The organism is Rhodococcus sp. APC 3903, assembly GCF_030407755.1.
Taxonomy (GTDB): Bacteria; Actinomycetota; Actinomycetes; order Mycobacteriales; family Mycobacteriaceae; genus Rhodococcus_F; species Rhodococcus_F erythropolis.
This window is the reverse complement of sequence record NZ_JASDCV010000003.1, coordinates 431,533-451,649: the sequence shown is the minus strand read 5'-3', so window position 1 is coordinate 451,649 and position 20,117 is coordinate 431,533. Positions and strand designations below refer to the sequence as shown.

The window sequence follows — 20,117 nt, the reverse complement described above, 5'->3', positions numbered from 1 at the left end:
CACCCCCCAACACCAACCCACGCTCCACCACAGACTCCACCTCGAACATCTCGACTCGCCGATCCGGTTCTGCGACAGCAGTAGTCAAGACCGATTCGAAGGCGTACATCAGGCGTGAGGCGGTGGATTCCTCGAACAGATCAGTGGCATAGGTCAACTGAACGACAAGCCCTGCCGGTAGGCCGTCGTTGTCGAATTGTTCGGCCGCAACAAAATCGAGGTCGAACTGAGTGCTCACCACCGCAGGTTCGATGCTCTCGATGTGCAACCCGTTGAGAGTCAACCGTGAATCGAGATGGTTCTGTAGTGCGAGGCTGACCTGGAAGAGCGGTGAATAGGACTGCGAACGAACGGGATCGAGTACCTCGACCAGACGCTCGAACGGAACGTCGCCGTGCGCAAAAGCCTGAAGATCGACGTCGCGGACTCGGGACAGCAGGTCGGTGAACTCCTCACCTGGATCGACTCTGGTGCGCAACACGACGGTCCCCACGAACATACCGACGAGATCGTCGAGCACGCGTTCGCCGCGCCCGGCGGTCGGCGTCCCGACGGCAAAGTCGTAACTGCCGCTGAACCGTGACAGTACGACGGCCAGAGCAGCATGCAACACCATGAACGGCGTCGCGCGATGCCGTCGTGCCAGTTCGGAAATTGCCTGTTGCAGAGCAGGTTCGAGATGCACGCTCAGAAGCGATCCTCGTCCGGAGGCCTCAGCCGGGCGGGGCCGATCCAACGGGAGTTCGAGGACGGCGGGCACTCCCTCGAGAGCGTTCCGCCAGAAGTCCAACTGTCGTGTGACGAGTGAGGTCGACGATTCTTCCGAACCCAACGTCTCGAGCTGCCACAGCGCGTAATCCGCGTACTGCACCTCGAGCGGCGCCCACAACGGCTCCATACCTCGGGTCCGCGCCTCATACGCCACCATCACGTCACGCGTCAACGGACCCATCGAGAAACCGTCACCCGCAATGTGATGCACCGTCATCGCCAGGACGTACTCGAACTCGTCAACCTGCAACAGCGAGGCTCGAACGGGGATCTCGGACCTGACGTCGAACGATACGCCGAGAACATCGGCCAGCACGCTGTGGAGCGAATCCTCCTGCACCGTGACAATGTCGAGAATGTCGAGAGCACGAGGTTCCTCGACGACCTCCTGGTAACCCGTTCCGTCGTACTCCGGGTACACGGTTCTCAGGACCTCGTGGCGAGCGATCACGTCGGCGACACTGGCGCGCAACGCCTCGACATCCAATGGACCTGTGAATCGCAGAACCACCGGGATGTTGTATGCCGACGAATCGGGATCGAAGCGATTGAGGAACCACATACGAGTCTGCGCAGCGGAGAGCGGAATCCTCGCCGGCCTCGGCTGCGAACCCAGCGCGGGCCGCCGCGAAAGCTCGGCAGTTTCCACCACTGCAGCCAACTCTGCGACAGTGGGCGACTCGAAGACCACACGCACGGGCAAGTCCGTGCCCGCCGCGGCGTTGATCCGCCCGAGCACCCGAGTTGCACTGAGCGAATTGCCGCCGCGTTCGAAGAAGTCGTCGTCGATGCCCACCTCCCCCGTGCTTCCGCTGCCGAGAACCTCGGCAAAAGCGGTCGCCACCGACAGTTCGGCCGGTGTCGTCGGTGCACGGAAACCACGTGCCTCGAAGACTGGCTCCGGTAGCGCATGTCGATCTACCTTGCCTGTACTCCCCAGCGGCAGGGAGTCGAGCGTCATCAGCGTTGTCGGAACCATGTAGCCGGGCAGGGTGGCGCGCAGTCGTGCCAGAATCGCTGAGCTCTCGATGTCCGAGCCAGCTGCCGCGGTGACGTAGCCGACCAGGTTTTGCTCACCGGTGGCCGACGTCGTGACCGTGACCACCGCATCGCGGATCGGTCGTTCGGCGCGCAACGCTGTTTCGATCTCGCCGAGTTCGATGCGGAAACCTCGGACCTTGACCTGGAAATCTGCACGCTCGAGGTATTCGAGGCTGCCCGCGGCATTCCACCGAACCAGATCGCCGGTTCGATAGAGACGCTCTCCCGTTCCATTCGGGTCGGCGACGAAACGGCTCGAGTTCTGCCCCGCATCCCCGATGTACCCGCGCGCCAGCTGAACTCCAGCGAGATAGAGCTCACCTGCGACACCGACCGGAACCGGGTGAAGCCGCTCGTCGAGTACATGCAGGCGCGTGTTCCAGGCGGGGGTTCCGATCGGCACTACGGCAACGTCTGCATCGCTCGTTCGGTGCGCTGTGACGCTGACCGCTGCTTCCGTGGGTCCGTACAGGTTGTAGACCTGCGCCGAACTCTGCTCTCGCATGTGCTCGGCTGTCTGTATCGGGAGAGTCTCGCCGATGCACAGAATCCTGGTGAGCGAATTCGGCAGTCGGCGCTCGGACACACTGAGCAGCGACAACATCGAGGGGACGGCATGCAGTGTCGTGACGTGCTCACGCTCGATCAGCAGCGTGAGGTACTCGCCGTCCTGCTGTGCCCCTGACTCGGCGAGAATCATGCAGGCGCCGGTTTGCAACGCCCACCAGTATTCCCAAACGGACAGGTCGAAGGTAGATGCAGTTTTGACGAGTACGCGGTCGTGCGCGCCGAGCGGGAATTGATCCTGCTTCCACAAGAGTTGGTTCGTGATCGCTCGATGGGAAATCGCCACGCCCTTGGGCTTTCCGGTGGATCCCGAGGTGTAGATCGCGTATGCGATGTTGTCCGGTCGCAGGCAGGCGAGGCGTTCGCTGTCCCGAATCGGTGCTCCGTCGTTTCCGTCCAGATCGAGAGTTTCGATGTCCACGACGTGGAACTGCCCGTCGAGCGAATCGCGGGAAGTGCTCAGAACAACTGCGGGCGCTGCAGATTCGAGGATGTGAGCCGTGCGTTCTGCCGGCTGATCCGGGTCGAGCGGAACGTAGGCCCCGCCTGCCTTCACCACCGCGTACATGGCAACGACCAGTTCGACGGAGCGCCGCAGATTGAGCGCGACAGTCACTTCCGGGCCGATCCCGATTCCGATCAAATACCGTGCCAGGCGGTTGCTTTCGGCGTCGAACTCGGTGTAGGTCAGGCGACGGTCACCGAGAACCAGCGCTTCGGCGCGCGGTGTTCTGCGCACCTGGGCGTCGAACAGATCCGCGAGGGTCGTCTCTGGAACGACAGTGTCGGTGTTGTTCCACGTGTTGACGGTGGCCGCGATCTCTTCGTCGCCGAGCAGAGCGACGTCGCCTACCGGGAGGTCCGGGTTTCGACCGATCGAATCGAGAACGCGAAGCAGACGGTTGGCGAATGTCGCCACTGTGGATTGGTCGAACAGATCCGTTGCATAGGTGAAGGACGCCGACATCGACCCCGAGTCCCCAGGGGTGACGGTCAGGTGCAGGTCGAACTTCGCCGTCTCGACTGGGGCGCCAACTGCCGCGATCTGCAGTCCGGGTAGCTCGAACATTGTCGGCGTGAGGTTCTGGAAGGACAGTGCCACCTGGAACAACGGATGGCGGGCCGTCGATCTGACCGGATCGATGATCTCGACGAGCCGCTCGAACGGTAGGTCCGCGTGCGCGAAGGCGGCGAGATCCTGATCGAGGGTGTGGTTCAGCAGGTCCGTGAACGGTGCTGCCGTGTTCACCTGGGTTCGCAATGCCAAGGTGTTCACGAACATCCCCACGAGTGCATCGAGCGACTCGTGCCCTCGTCCCGCGATGGGCGAGCCGATGGTGATGTCAGCACTGTTGCCCAACCGGGCAAGCAGTGCGGCGAATGCAGCGTGGACCACCATGAACAGGCTCGAGCCTGATCCGACAGCAAGATCACGCAGTCGATCAGCGGTGTCCGAGCCGATCGTGAAGTGAATCTCCTTGCCGCGGTAGCTCTGACGGGCCGGACGTTGCCTGTCCGTCGGCAGACTCAACAGGTCCGGAATTCCGGCGAGTGCAGAGGTCCAGAACTGAATTTGTCTCTGAGCATCGACGGAGGGATTCTCATCCGCGCCGAGCAGATCATGTTGCCAGAGCGCGTAATCCGCATACTGCACGGGCAACGGTGTCCACTGTGGAGCTTCGCCGCGAGACCGCGAAACGTAGGCACCCATGACGTCGGCGGCCAGGGGTCCGAGCGATGATCCGTCCGATGCGATGTGATGCATGACGACGGCGAGCACATGTTCGGTCTCGGAGATTCGATACAGAGCGGTCCGCAGTGGTACGTCAGTTGTCACGTCGAATCCGGTGCCGGCAAGAGCAAAGAGCCGCTGCGACGCTTCGGCTTCGGTGACGTCATGCGGAACCAGATCGAGATCCACCGAAGACTCGGGCAGGATTTCCTGGCGAGGACCGTTCGGGGAATCCGGATAGTAGGTACGCAACGACTCGTGGCGTTGGACCACGTCACGAAGCGCGAGAGCCAACGCCGGCGCGTCCAGGGTTCCGCTCAGACGAAGCGCCAGGGGCAGGTTGTCCGTGGCAGCCGCGGTGTCGAATCGATTGAGGAACCACATCCGATTCTGCGCCGGTGAGAGCGGAATACGTTCAGGTCGCGGTCGTGCTTCCAATCGGGGCTGATCATCACGTTCTGCCGAGTCTGCCACCAGTGCAAGTTCTGCGACGGTCGGCGCCTCGAACAGCGCCCGAACCCCGAGTTTGATCCCGAACGTGGCGTTGACTCGGGCAATCGCCCGAGTCGCGCTGAGCGAGTTTCCACCCAGCTCGAAGAAACTGTCTTCTGCGCCGACGGTACCGGTACCGAGAACGTCGACAAAAGCGCTCGCGACACGAATCTCTGCGAGTGTGGTCGGCACCCGGAACATCGCCGAGGCGATGAACTCCGGAACGGGAAGTGCTGCGCGATCAAGCTTTCCGGCCGGAGTCAGGGGTAGCAGATCCAGCAGGATCACGGCACTGGGCACCGAGGCACGTGGCAGCACCGCGGATACGGCTTCGAGGACGGACTCCGCCGACACCGCATCTGTGGTGGTGACGTAACCGACGAGTTGATCGCCGAGAGAGTCATGTCGGTGAACAGTGGCGGCAGCAGCGCTCACTCCGCGAACGGAGGCGAGCGCTGATTCGATCTCCCCCAGTTCGATGCGGAGCCCGCGAAGCTGAACTTGGGCGTCGGATCGTCCGATGTACGCCAGTTCGCCCTGCTCGGTCCAGGCGACGACGTCGCCGGTCCGGTACATCCGCGCGCCCGATGCACCGAACGGGTTCGCCACGAAGCGTTCTGCGGTCAATGCCGCGCGCCGGTTGTACCCACGTGCCAGGCCGGGTCCCGACAGATACAGCTCGCCCCTGACACCGACGGGGACGGGATTGAGGGCGGAATCGAGGACCAGAACGTGTGCGCCTTCGAGCGGAATACCGATCGTGACGGGCGAGAGTGACGTGTGACGGTGTTGCTCGCCGTCACCGACCAGAGCTGCAGTGTCGTGGAGAGCCCCGGTCTTGGTGATGACGATGGTGCTCTCGGTCGGCCCGTAACTGTTGAAGAGTCTTGTCTGGCTGGGAAAACGGTCGAGTAGCTGCGGCGGAAAGACGTCGCCGCCGAGCACGACGACTTCGAGATCCGACAAAATGCCTGCGTCGACGGTGGTCATCGCAGCAGGAGCCGTCACCACATGGGTGACGCGATGACGCCGGATCACGTCGGTGAGTTCCTCGCCGGCAATGACCGACGGAGGTGTGATCACCATCGTGGCACCGGCGGTGAACGCAAGGATCATCTCGAACATGGACGCGTCGAAGCTGGCCGAGGACAGTCGCAGTACCCGAGAGTCGCGCGATACCGCCAGATCAGTGCGGGTCCGAGCGGAGAACACGGACAGTCCCCGGTGAGTGACAGCGACGCCCTTGGGGAGACCGGTCGAGCCTGACGTGTAGATCAGGTAGGCAACATGATCCGCGTGCAATGGGCGGATCCGATCGGCATCGTCGACCTGCGCTGCGAGGTAGCGATCGAGGTCGAGATAGTCGATCTCGATCGTATCGATTCCGTTCGGAAGTGTTGGCGCCGTCTCGGAGTCGGTGATCACGACCAGCGCTGCAGAGTCTGCCAGCATGTGTGCGATGCGCTCGTCGGGATACGTCGGATCCACCGGAACGTACGTTGCTCCGGACTTGGCAACAGCCCACAGTGCGAGGATGGACTGCGTCGAACGTGGAAGAGACACCGCAACAGCTGTTTCGGGGCCTATCCCACGTTCGATGAGGAGCCGAGCCAGCTGTGAGGATCGCACATCCAGCTCGCTGTACGTCATCTCACCGTACGACTCGGAAACGATTGCCACATTCGCGGATTCCGAGTGCAGGGTCAACAGATCTGCCAGGGTGCGAACCGTTGGCGCTGACGGACCGAATGCCGAAGTAAGTCTGGTGTATTCGTTCTCGTCCAGAACGGCGATATCCGCGATTGCCACTTCCGGAGTCTCGACAATCTGCGCGAGAATCCGGTGGAACCGCTGCGCAAATCCGTCCACGGACGTGCCGGTGAAGAGGTCTGTGGCGTATGTCCAGGTGAGATTCAACGAATCTGCGTGCTGGACCATCGTGATCTGGAGGTCGAACTTTGCCGCCGCGACTGCGTTGTCCACGGCTTCGATCTCGAGACCAGGCAGCGTGAACGCAGCGGTTCCCTCTTGCTCCTGAGACAGAGCCACCTGGAAGATCGGCGCGTGGGCCTGGGAGCGAGCGGGTTGCAGTATGTCGATCAGCCGCTCGAATGGTAGGTCGGCATTCTCGAACGCAGTGAGGTCAGTGGCTCGCACCTGCGCCAACAGATCGAGGAACGACATCGCCGGGGTGAGACGGCTGCGTAGTGCCACCGTGCCGACGAACATTCCGACCACGTCGTCCAGCGCTTGTTGGCCGCGTCCGGAAATCGGTGTCCCGATCACCACGTCGTCGGTCGCACCGAGGTTGGACAGGAGCACCGCGAGGGCCGCCTGGAGCACCATGAAGGTCGTGGCGCCCTGTGTGCGGCCCAACTGCCCGAGTGCAGTGACCATCGCGGGCGCCAACACCAGTTCGGTGTTCGCTCCGCGCAGCGACGCAATCGCCGGCCGCGGGAAATCGGCCGGAAGTTCGAGAAGCTCCGGCGCGCCGGCCAACTGGCCACGCCAATACTCGGCCTGCGCCGAAGCAAGACTGGTCTGATCACTTTCCGAACCGAGGACCTGGTGTTGCCACACGCTGTAATCCGGATACTGAACAACCAACGGGGCCGGTGACGGCTCCGTACCCGAACGGCGCGCCGAGTAGGCCAGAACGAGATCCCGTGCGAGCGGCGCCACTGACGCACCGTCCGCGGCTATGTGGTGAATCACGGCGACCAGGATGTGTTCGTCAGCCGAGAGCTCGAACAGGTTTACCCGCAACGGGATTGCTCTGGTGACGTCGAACCCCTCGTCCACAGCGCCGACAATCTGATCGGCAACCTGTTCGGGAGAAACCACCGTGTGACGAAAAGGAACGTCGACGTCGTCGAGAATCCGCTGGAAAGGCCCTTCGGCATCGTCAGGGAATATCGTCCGCAAGGATTCGTGGCGAAGAACGATGTCCGACAGAGATTCTCGGAGAGCCACTGAATCCAGCCGGCCGCGCAGGCGAAGGACGAGCGGGATGTTGTACGCGGGCGAGGCAGGATCGTATCGATTGAGAATCCACATTCGCGATTGCGCCGGCGAGAGCGGGATTCGCTCGGGCCGAGGCCCGGCGGCCAGAGCGGGCCGCGTTCCGCTCTGCGTTGCATCGACTGCCACAGCGAGGGCCGCGACTGTCCTGGCATCGAAGAGAACCCGAACCGGGAGGGTGACTGAGAGTTCGGTGCCGACCCGTCCCATCACTCGGGTAGCACTCAGAGAGTTTCCACCGATGTCGAAGAAGTCGTCCGTGATGCTGACCTGGTCGACTGCCAGGACGTCACCGAAGATCCGGCCGATCAACTCCTCCGTCTTCGTGACGGGTGCGACATACGCATTCCGGCGCATCGTCGGGGCAGGCAGCGCGCGGAAATCGACCTTTCCGGCCGGCGTCAACGGAATTTCCTCGAGAACGATCACCGAGGAAGGAACCATGTGTGCCGGCAGTCGACTGGAGACGAAGGTGCGCACTTCTTCCGGATCCAGATGACCACCGACCACGTACGAGTGCAGTCCGACGGTGTCGTCTGCTGTCGTCACCGCAGTTCGTACGCCAGAGTGCGCACCGAGCACCGCGTCGATCTCACCGAGTTCGATGCGGAAACCGCGAATCTTGACCTGCGAGTCACTGCGGCCGAGATACTCGATTTCCGTTCCACGACGTCGCACGAGGTCTCCGGTGCGGTACATCCGCTGCCCCGAACGTGAGGGGTCGGCAACAAATCGAGACGCTGTCAGGTCGCCGCGATGGTGGTAACCGCGGGCAAGTCCACGGCCGGTCAGATACAGCTCACCCGTCACTCCGTCTGGAACCGGACGGAGGCGAGAGTCGAGAACATGTGCGACGGTGCCGCGAACTGAACTACCGATGGTGATCCGATCAGTCGCAGACATGGGCCCCGCGAGGGTAGCCATGACGGTGGCCTCGGTGGGACCGTATGCGTTGAACATCTTTCGCGTCGACGCCCATAGCGCGACCAACGCAGCGTCGCACGCTTCACCGCCGACGATCACGGTACCGAGATCCGGAACCTCTGCCGGTTCGATCGTAGCCAGGGCCGCCGGGGTCACAAATGCGTGACTGATCTTCGACGCCCGCATGAGGGCCGCGAGTTCGCTTCCGCCATAGATGCCCGTGGGAACAACATGCATCGCGGCACCGGCACCGACAGCCATGGCCAGTTCGAGCACCGATGCGTCGAAGCTGGGTGAAGCGAAATGCATCGTGCGACTGAGGTTGTCGAGTTCGTATCGGCGAACCTGCTCGTCGACCAGCGCCGCGAGACCCGCATGGGAGACGACGACGCCCTTCGGAGTGCCGGTCGATCCCGACGTGTAGATGACGTACGCGGTGTGGTCCGTGCGAATCGGTGACGTGCGCTCGGAATCGAGGATTCGCGTGTCACTGACGTCGTCGCGATCAAGCGACGCCACTACTTCTTCCGTCAGCGTCAGGACTGCTCCCGAATCAGTGAGCATGTGCTCGATTCGCTCGGCCGGGTAGCTCGGGTCGACGGGTACGAACGCCGCTCCGGTCTTGGCAACGGCCCAAGTGGCGAGTACAGAAGATGCCGACCGCGGAATGGCGATCGCCACTACCGATTCAGGGCCGATCCCTCGAGCTACGAGTGCCCGCGCCCACCGATTGGTACGCCGGTCTACATCGTCGTAAGAGAGTTCGAGGTCGCCGCACAGTATGGCCGGACCACCGTTGGATTTGATGACCCCGGCCGTGAGGATCTCCGGCAGTGTCAGCTCCGTCAAGGCGACCGACTGGGCAGTTCCCTGACGTTCGATCTCTGGCATCGTCCGCAGATCGAGGTCGCCGACCACTGATTCGGGTTGGGCGACAACAGCGTCGAGAATGGCGACGAACCGATCCGCGAGCTCGCGCACAGTCGATTCGTCGAAGATGTCGAGGGCATAGGTCCACGTCGTGGTCACCGACCCGTCCGGGCGCGGCGACGAGACATCCAGTTGGAGATCGAATTTCGAGATCGGAGCATCCAACGGGACCTGAGAAACTTCGAGGCCGGGAAGCTTCACGGATGGGGTCGGAATATCGCCGGTCGCGAGTACCACCTGGAAGAAGGGGTGGTGCGCCGTCGAGCGAGGCGGGTCGAGCACCTCGACGAGACGCTCGAACGGAATATCTGAGTGGGCAAATGCCGAGAGGTCGGCGTTACGGGTCGATTCGAGCAATCCGCGGAACGAAGCCGTCGGATCCACCTGAGTCCGGAGAACCACGGTTCCGACGAACATGCCGACGAGGTTGTCGAGGGCCTGATCGCCGCGTCCGCTGACCGGGGTGCCGATCGCGATGTCGGACTCCCCCGCCATCCGAGACAGCAGTACCGACAACGCCGTGTGCAGCACCATGAACGGTGTGGACCGAGTGCTGCGAGCCAGGGATTCGACGGCGCGGTGCGTCTGCGCCGAGAGGGTCGACGACACCGTCGCACCTCGATAGGACGCGACTGTGGGATGCGGCCGATCCGTCGGGAAATCGAGACGGGTCGGGACGTGCGCCAATGCAGCGCGCCAGTATTCGATCTGGCGCGATGCCTCCGATTCCGGATCGTCCTCGTTGCCGAGAGAATCGATCTTCCAGAGCGTGTAGTCCGCGTAGTGAACGCTCAACGGCGACCACTGTGGCGCGGTTCCCGCGAGCCGTGACGCGTAGGCCGTCATCACATCCGCGGCCAGTGGTTGCATCGACCAACCGTCGCCACTGATGTGGTGGACGACGAGTACAAGAATATGCTCCCGACCAGACGTCCGGAGAAGCGAAGCCCGCACCGGAACCTCGGTGGTCACGTCGAACCCGGCACCGACCAATTCGCCGATAGCCGCGACGGGGTCACTGACATCCGCGGGTTCGAGAGCAACTGGCGCGTCGTCGAGAATGCACTGGTAAGGACCTTGATCCGAATCAGGATAGAGTGTGCGCAGCACCTCGTGCCGGTCGATGACATCGCTGATCGCCTGGCGCAAAACCTGAATGTTCAGGTTGCCGGACAAAGCGAGTGCTGCCGCAATGTTGTACGCCCCGGATTCCGGATCGAATCTGTTGAGGAACCACATACGCTGCTGGGCCGGTGAGAGCGGAATCTGGTCCGGTCGAGGGCGGGGTCCGAGTTCGGTGAACCTGGACGGCGCGCTGCCGGCGACGAGTCCGGCCAGCGCACCAACTGTCGGAGCGTCGAACAGGTCTCGGACACCCAGAGTCGATCCCAGTGCCGAGTTGATCCGTGCCACCACCCGCGTAGCCGTCAGAGAGTTGCCACCGAGCGCGAAGTAGTCGGCGGTGAGGCCGATTTCGCTCACACCGAGGAGTTCGGCAAAGATCGCGGCAACGGCCTTTTCGAGTTCGGTGACGGGAGCGACATACTCAGCTGCCGCCGAATCCGGTTCCGGCAGCGCACGCCGGTCGAGTTTTCCGTTGGGGCCCAGCGGCATCGACGTCAAGAACACGAATGCGGAGGGAACCATGTAGGTAGGCAGCTTCGCCTGCGCGTGCGCGCTGAGAAGGGCACTGTCGATTGCCGAATCAGCTGTCACGTAGGCGATCAGACGATCCTGACGTACGACGGTGGCGGCCGAGAGAACTCCCGACAGTTCCAACAGGACCCCGTCGATTTCTCCGAGTTCCAAGCGCTGCCCGCGAAGCTTCACCTGGAAGTCGGTACGACCCAGATACTCGATCTCACCGGTGGAGTTCCACATGACGAGGTCGCCGGTCCGATACATCCGGCCGGGACCGAAGGGGTTGGCTACGAAACGATCTGCTGTCAAGTCAGAGCGTTGCACGTAGCCGCGGGCGAGTTGGACTCCCGCGAGATAGAGTTCTCCCGCCACTCCGATCGGGCTCGGCGCGAGGCGGTGGTCCAGCACATAGGCCTGCGTGTTCCAGACCGGAGCGCCGATCGGCACCGGACCTGTTGCGGCGGCATCCGTCTGGTGGAAAGTGACATCGACGGCAGCTTCGGTGGGACCGTAAAGATTGTGCAGACGTGCACCGAATCGTTCGTGGAAGCGAACGACCGTCGCACGCGGAAGTGCCTCGCCGCTGGCGAACACCTGACGAACGGATCGAAGTTGTGCGAGATCTCCGTCGACGAGGAAGACGTCGAGCATCGACGGGACGAAGTGCAAGGTGGTGACACCTTCGCGAGCGATCAGCTCGGAGAGGTACCGAGAATCGCGATGTCCATCGGGTTCTGCAACTACCAGTCGCGAGCCGGCGACGAATGGCCAGAACAACTCCCACACCGAGACGTCGAAGGTGGCGGGTGTCTTGTGCAGCACGACGTCGTGACGGCCGAGCGGATATTCATGTTGCATCCACAGCAGGCGATTGACTATCGCTCGATGCGACACTGCAACGCCCTTGGGCTTTCCGGTGGACCCGGATGTGAAGATCACATAAGCAACGTGATCCGGCGATACACGACCGAGACGCTCGACGTCCGCGAGCCGCTCGGTGGAGTACCCCGACAGATCGATCTCGTCGAGAAGTACGGGGTTGACCCCATCGGGCAGCGATGTGGCGTCGGCCGCGACCGACAGGACGACCGACGGTGCTCCGATGTCGAGCAGGTACCGGATCCGCTCGTCCGGATGCTGCGGATCGATCGGAAGATACGCACCGCCGGCTGCGATGACGGCGTGCACTGCCACCACGTACTGCGCGCTCCGGTGCAGAGCGATCGCGACCAGTGACTCCGGCCCGACGCCGCGTTCTACGAGGTGACGAGCGAGAGAGTTGACCTGGGACCGGAATTCTCCGCGACTGATCGTCGTGCCCGCGAAGGTCAGTGCAGCATCGGCCAAGTCGGCGATACCCGAGTCGACGATTTCCGAGTCGGCGATTTCCGAGTCGGCGATTTCCGAGTCGGCGCCGAGTAGGTCGAGCAGCGTCTTGTCAGCGATGACGTTGGCAGTGTCGTTCCACTCGTCGAGTACGAGCCGTCGTTCGGCCGCGTCGAGATAGTCGATGTCCCGGATGCGGATTTTCTCGCCAGTCATCGCGCCCAGTATCGATGCAAGGCGTCGGCCGACACGCTCTGTTGCGTCGTGGTCCATCGAATCGGGTGCGTACTCGATGGTGAGGTGAAGGCTCGGTTCGAGGACCGTGATCAGGGCGAGCGGGTAGTGAGTCGCGTCGGCGACCTCGATTCCCGTAACTCGCATCCCGGCGATATCCGTCGCGGATTCGAGCGCCGAACGGTCGACGGGATATGACTCGAACACCGTCAACGTGTCGAACATCGCGCCGGCGCCCACGGCCGACTGCACCTCGGCCAGGCCGACGTGGTGGCTGTCGAGCAGCCGAACCTGCTCGGACTGAACGTGTTCGAGGAGTTCGGACACCGAACTGTCCGGGTTGACACGAACGCGAACAGGAACTGTGTTGATGAACAACCCGAGAATGTCTTCGACCCCGGTCAGCGACGCGGGTCGACCCGAGACGGTGGCTCCGAACACGACGTCGTCGCGTCCGAGCATGCCACTGAGCAGTAGACCCCACGCAGTCTGGACGACAGTGTTGACCGTGACGCCGCTGCGCCTGGCCAACTCGAAGATCGCCTCGGTCGACGAGGCTTCCAGCGGGACTTCGACATCCACGGGAACTGCATGCACGGAGGACTCTGCGCGGTGTGGTGCGATCAGCGTCGGTTCGTCTACTCCCGACAGTGCGCCGATCCACCTGTCCAATGCCGCGCCGTTGTCTTGTTCGGCGAGCCAGTGCAGGTAGGTGCGATACGACCGAGCGGGAACCGGCAGCGACGCGTCGGCGGCGTAGAGCGACAGAAGATCGCGCACCAACAACGGCATGGACCAACCGTCGAAGAGAATGTGGTGATTAGTCACGATCAGGTGCGCCGAATCCGCACCCTGGCGTACCAGGACTGCACGAAGCAGTGGGGGCGCGCTCAGATCGAACGGTGCCGTGCGCTCGAGTTCCGCGACGACGTGCGGATCATCCCCGAGCACCTCCCGCCATGGAGTTGTCACGGAATCGAGAACGAGCTGTGCTGCAACGCCGTTCGAGTCGTACACGAAAGCAGTCCGAAGTGCGGTGTGGCGCTCGAACAATCTCGAAAGCGACCGCTGTAGTCGATCGCTGTCGACGATCCCGGCGAGGGACAGAACGATCTGGCCGGTGTAGACGTCGACGGCATCGGCGGTGAGGCCGGCGTGAAACTGGAATCCGGCTTGCAGCGGCGAGAGCGACCAGATGTCCTCCAGGTGGCCGAACTGCTTCTCCCACAGTTCTATTTCGTCCTGCGAAGCCGAGACCAGAGGAACGTCTGACGGTGTGAGGCCGGCATGATCACCGACGGAGGCGGCAATCTTCTCCAGTTCGACGCGCCACGCCGTCGCGAGCTCCGCGACTGCAGCGGGTTCGAAGATACCTTCGGGGAAAGCAAATGACGCCGAAAGGAACTCGCCTTCCGGACCGTCCACGACGGCGGCATTGATGTCGATCGCATAACTGACCGCGAGATCGCTTCCGCTGCCGTTGTTGAGATCGATTCCGGCGTCGGGAATCCAGCCCGCGGCCCGCAATTCGTCACCGAACTCCGCGGTGGACATCTTGCCCAAGTAGTTGAAACCGATCTGCGGTTCCGGGCCGGTCAGCATCCCTGCACGTCGGAGCAGCCCGTAACCGATACCGGACCCCGGCGTGGTTCTCAGCTGTTCCTTGACGGATTTCACGACCGCCGGCGTGTCCACTCCGAGTCCGGTGAGATCGATCCGAACCGGGTACACCGCCGTGAACCAGCCGACGGTCCTGGACAGGTCGGCACCGGGCAGCACGGCTTCGTCTCGTCCGTGACTTTCGAGCGAGACCAGCATCCGCTGTGATCCGCTCCAGGTGCGCAATGCCAGGGCAAGCGCACTGACCAAGCCGTCGTTGACACCGGTCCGATAGTGCGACGGTACCGCGCGCAACAGGTGATCTGTTGTGTCACGGTCGATGTCGACCCGGACCCGACGCAGTGACGACCCTCGGTCCCGTTCCGCATCGAGAGGACGCGAACCGATCGGCGCACCATCGGAGTCGACGACCTCACGCCAGTACTCGAGTTCCGCCGACGGTGACAGCTCGGTGAGTCCGTGCGACCAACGCCGCAGTGACGTTCCGACGGGCATCGGTACCGGCGTGCCACCGTGAACGATCTGTTGCCAGGCTGCAGCGAAGTCCGGAAGGAGAATCCGCCACGAGACGCCGTCGACAACCAGATGGTGGATGACGACCACCAATCGGCCCGAATCGTGCGTCGAGTCGAGCCAGACGATCTGAGCAGTATCGCCGCGGTACGGATCGAGCCTCGACGCGGCGTCCGCGGTCGCCTGGGTGAGAGCTTCCTCGAACTCGGGGGTTCCGGGTAGCGCTTCGGTGACGGTCCGACGAACCCATGTATCGACAGCACAGCCAGGGGCAATGTCGAATCCGGAGTGGTCGGGCAGCAAACGCGCACGAAGAGCGTCGTGTTGATCGACAACTACTTGAAGAGTTGCCGCGAGGCGCGAGAGATCAAGTCCGACAGGAACACTGACCGACACGGCTTGATAGAAGGTGTCGATGCTGCCGGCCGTGCCCAGTATCTTGGCTGCGATCGGGGTCAGCGGGACAAACCCCACTCCCTTACCCGGCAGTTCTTCGAGTACGACCGATTCATCTGCCGGGAGTGCGATTTCGGCCAATCGCGCCACCGTCTTGCGTTCGAACACGTCGCGAGGAGTGAAGACAACTCCGGCGGCTTTTGCTCGAGAGACGAGCGAGATCGCGACGATGCTGTCTCCACCCAGCGCGAAGAAGGAATCGTCGACGCCGACTCGCTCGACGCCGAGTACCGACGCAGCGGCGTCGGCGATGATGCGCTCGACCGGACCGCTCGGCGCCCGGTAGTTCTGAGCCGCCGAACGAAATTCCGGTTCGGGTAGCGCCTGGCGATCGAGCTTGCCTGCCGGGGTCAGTGGCACTTCGGCCAGCGGTATCAGCTGGGACGGCACCATGTGAGCGGGCAGGAATCGAGATGCGTGTGCGATCAACGCTTCTTCGTCGAGATCGTGTCCCGGCTTGATCTTCACATACGAGTACACGGTGCCGCCGGCAAGCGTCACCACGAAATCGACGGATTCATGGCGTGCGAGCACAGCGTCGATCTCACCGAGTTCGATGCGAAGTCCATTGACCTGCACCTGGAAATCGGAGCGGCCGACGTACTCGAGTTCGAGAGTCCGAGTCCAGCGGACCACGTCTCCGGTGCGGTACAACCGAGTTCCGCCGCCGAGAGGATCGGCGACAAAACTCGCAGCGGTGAGAGCTGAACGTGAGTGGTAGCCCTGCGCCAATCCGGGGCCACCGAGATACAGTTCACCGGCCACCCCGGCCGGCACAGGTCGCAACCAGCGGTCGAGAACCATCAGATGCGCGCCCTGAATCGGAGAACCGATCGTGATGGCCTCGTCCGACGCCAGCGGGGGTGTCGTGGTGATGACGATGGTCGACTCGGTGGGGCCGTAACTGTTGTAGAACCGGCAGATCGGGCCGAAGCGTCGAACCAGGTCCGGCGGGCACACGTCACCTCCGACAACCACAGCTTCGAGATCCGGAAGATCGGTGGCGTCCACCGTGCCCAGAATTGCCGGCGCACTGATGATGTGGGTGACGCGCTCGCTGCGCAGCAGTTCTGTGAGCTCGCCGCCGCCGTAGACATCTGCCGGAGCGATGACCATCGTCGCCCCGGCACTGAACGCCTGAACCATTTCGAAGACGGAGGCGTCGAAACTCGCGGACGAGAATCGCAGAACTCGCGAATGCGCACCGACGCCGAGTTCGGGGCGACCCCACGCGGTGAAATCGACCAACGCATTGTGCGTGACGGCAACACCTTTCGGTGTACCGGTGGAACCGGACGTGTAGATCAGATAGGCGATGTGATCGCTTCGCAACGGCGCCGTGCGGTCAGAGTCGTCGACGACGGACTCGTCGCCGACAAAGCTGAAGGCGTCGATCGAGATGCAGTCCAGATCGACGGGCAGCATCTGATGGACAGTCGAATCAGTAATTCCCACAACAGCATTACTGTCCCCGACCATGTGACCGATTCGTTCGACCGGGTACGTCGGATCGACCGGAACTGATGCAGCGCCGGTTTTGGCAACCGACCACCACGCGATGACGGCATCGATGGATCGAGGCAGCGCGATCACGACACTGGTGCCAGGACCCACTCCGCGCCGGATCAGCATTCGAGCGAGTACATTGGAGCGACGATCGAGTTCGCGGTAGCTGAGCTGCTGGGTACCGCAGCTCAGTGCGATCCCCTCAGACGATGCCGCGACGCCGCGGGCGAGAATCGTGGGCAAGGTCATCGGTGCCAGTGCGTCAGGGCCGCGTGCCGGAACGAGCGACTTCCGCTCGGCTTCGCTCAGGATCTCGAGATCGTGAACACGAGTGTCCGGCAGCGCTTGCGTGTACCGGGACAGCAGTTCGACGTATCGGCGGACATGGTCGCTCAGGACATCTGCGGTGTACAGATGGGGATTGGCTTCGAAATCGATTCGCGGCGCCTCTCCCGAGGCACTCGGATAGATGTTGACCGACAGGTCTTCCACCGGCCCTGTCGACAAGACGTGGAATCGACCAGTCACCGACCCCAGGACCACTTCGGGGTGAAAGTTCATGATGTTGATCGCGGGACCGAAGAACCCACGCTCGGCACCGACGCCTCGATCGCGTCTCATGTCCTCGGTGCGGTACCGCTGATGTCTGAGCGCGCCGGTCAGTTCGAGCGAGGCAGCCGCGCTCAATTCGGCAACCGTGGCCGAAGCGGTCACCGCGAGGCGCAGCGGAACGACGTTGGAGATCATGCCACCCGAACCGCGCAGAACCCTGTTCGTTCGCGCGGTCACCGGCAAACTCAGCACTACGTCTTCGGTGCCGGTCACCCGGGCGAAGTAGAGCGCGAAGGCAGCCACCGCCGCCGCCGAAGAGAACTCGTCCGCCTTCGCCGTCGCGTTCGAACTGTCGAGTGTTCGGCCGACCACGACCGCACCCGGTGTGGCGTCCATCCGCTTCCCGGCCAGACTTGCCACGGCCGGAAGCTCTGCTGTCTTGGCTGCCCAGTAGTCCTGATCTCGGCGGAATCGCGGCGAGTGCCGATACTCGGCCTCGGCGTCGTGCACGGCCAGAAGATCGGTTGCCGACGATTCGGGGACTGAAAGGCCGGCGACCTCCGCTGAGTAGAGCTCGGCGATGCGTGTCATGAAGTTCATGGCGCCGTAGCCGTCGAGGACTAGGTGATGGATCCGGCAGTACCAGAACTGGCGGTTCGCGCCGACGCTCAGGACGGCTGACTTCACCAATCGATCGGCGAGTAGATCAAAAGGTCGGGTGTACTCCTGCCGCATCCACTCGAGTGCGGCTGCCTCCGGCTCGCGCTCACCGCTCAGATCGACGACTTCGACGCTCTGACTGAGCTCGGAATCGATCTGCTGAAACGGTTCGCCGTCGATCTCGAGCAGTTTCAGCATCCCGGAGCCGAACTCATGCGCTGCTGTGACGCAGGCACTTTCGAGCACCGCCGCGTCGAGAGTCCCGTCGACTACGACATACTGCGCGATCGTGATCGGCACATCAGTGCGCAGTAGCTGGGCAAACCAGATTCCGCGTTGCGCGCTGGTCAGCGGAAAGGGCTCGAAACGTCGATCAGCATGCACAGCGTCGTTCTCTCATCTGCCGAAAAAAGTACCGACGGCCTGCATCGATTGCCGTGGACCTGCGGCGCGAGACGACCGTGCCGACTACCACTCGACACAGTCCGCCGATTGATCAAAGATAGGGTTGCATAACCTTTCCATCTCGTCAAATGGCAAAACAAGTTCCCATGCGATCACATAAAGGATTCCGCCAGGTCTGTTTCTGCAGATCAGACCTGGGATTCGAGTGCGGTCTCAATATTCGGTGCGTCATGCGCCGGGTACGCATGCACCAAGGCGGTAGCGAGTTTGGGTACCGCGTGAGTGAGCGAATGCTCGGCGCTGTGTGCAATCGCGTGAGCTTCGGCAAGCGTTGCCCGGGGATCGATGTCGAGTTCTGCATCGGCATGCAGTCGGTGTCCGATCCACCGCATCTTCAGATCACGAACACCGAGGACTCCGGGTTCGTGCATCAATGCATGCTCGGCGCCGTCCACCAACTCCGGTTCGACGCCGTCCATCAACCGCCGGAAGACGTCTCGCGCTGCAGTCCTCAGCACCGCCACGATGGCCACGGTGATGACAAGGCCGATGATCGGATCTGCCAACGGGAAACCCAGCGCAACTCCCCCGGCCCCCAGAAGGACTGCGAGCGAGGTGAATCCGTCTGTCCGAGCATGCAATCCATCGGCCACCAGGGCCGCTGAACCGATTTGCCTGCCGACCCTGATCCGATACAACGCCACCAATTCGTTTCCGATGAAACCGATCAAACCTGCCGCCGCTACCCAACCGAGGTGCTCGATCTCGACCGGGTTGATCAATCGCCTCACCGCCTCGACACCGGCGATCACTGCCGACAGTGCGATCATGGCGAGCACGAACAGTCCGGCCAAATCCTCCGCACGCCCGAAACCATAGGTATAGCGCCTGGTTGCAGCGCGCCGACCGAGCGCAAAGGCAATCCAGAGTGGGACTGCCGTGAGCGCGTCGGAGAAGTTGTGAATGGTGTCCGCCAGCAGCGCCACCGAACCCGAGATCGCCACGATCGCAACCTGAGCAACTGCGGTGACTCCGAGCGCGACAAGACTGATCTTGACCGCCCGGATGCCGATTGCGCTCGATTCCAACGCGTCGTCGACACTGTCGGCAGCGTCGTGACTGTGCGGGGAGAACACTTCGCGAACTGCCGATCGAAACCCCTTCGGGCCGTGGACATGGCCGTGGCCGTGGGACGTCTTTGGTTCGTGCGTCATGACGCACCTTCTTCTTGATCGCTACGATCGACCTTCGCCGAGCGCTCCGGGTGTATCTCCCGAAGCTCACCTTCACTACGGTGATGCCCCGGCAATCCTGGTCCGGCATGCTCGGCATTGAAGACCGCATCCGTAACCAGTTGGCGCACATGGTCGTTCTCCAGACGATAGAACACCGTCGTACCATCGCGGCGCGTTCGTACCAACCTTGCCATGCGCAATTTCGCCAGGTGCTGCGACACCGACGGCGCCGGCTTGCCGACGCGTTCCGCCAGTTCGTTCACCGAGCACTCGCGATCTACCAATGCCCACAAAACCTGCACACGGGTTGCGTCGGCCAGCATGCGGAACACCTCGACGACGAGGTCGACTTGATCATCGGGAAGCTTACGGCGACAAACATCACTATCTGCGTTCATACGTAGATAGTAGATCATGCTGGACGCCGAAGATGACCTCTCGTCGATTCACCAGTTGTGCAAAGCTTGGCGGCAGAGCCCTTCGCCACTCGC

General features: G+C 62.6%; 3 protein-coding genes. All 3 read right to left on the bottom strand.

Annotated elements, in window-relative coordinates; translation table 11 throughout:
• The coding region (locus QMA15_RS06685; protein ID WP_290283790.1) for a non-ribosomal peptide synthetase at positions 1 to 18,370 on the bottom strand (18,370 nt) is incomplete at its 3' end.
• 209 nt (positions 18,371 to 18,579) lie between these two features.
• Positions 18,580 to 19,605 (bottom strand): cation diffusion facilitator family transporter, encoded by a 1,026-nt coding sequence (locus QMA15_RS06680; RefSeq protein WP_020969780.1) that lies wholly within the window; start codon positions 19,603 to 19,605, stop codon positions 18,580 to 18,582.
• On the bottom strand, positions 19,602 to 20,024 hold the full coding sequence (locus QMA15_RS06675; RefSeq protein WP_172932044.1) for a metalloregulator ArsR/SmtB family transcription factor: 423 nt from the start codon (positions 20,022 to 20,024) through the stop codon (positions 19,602 to 19,604). The genes QMA15_RS06680 and QMA15_RS06675 overlap by 4 nt, the downstream gene beginning before the upstream one ends.
• Positions 20,025 to 20,117: the final 93 nt, after the last annotated feature.

Coding starts and splice junctions, on each gene's coding strand:
- QMA15_RS06675 (WP_172932044.1), bottom strand. CDS start 20,024: ATGAACGCAGATAGTGATGTTTGTCGCCGTAAGCTTCCCGATGATCAA.
- QMA15_RS06680 (WP_020969780.1), bottom strand. CDS start 19,605: ATGACGCACGAACCAAAGACGTCCCACGGCCACGGCCATGTCCACGGC.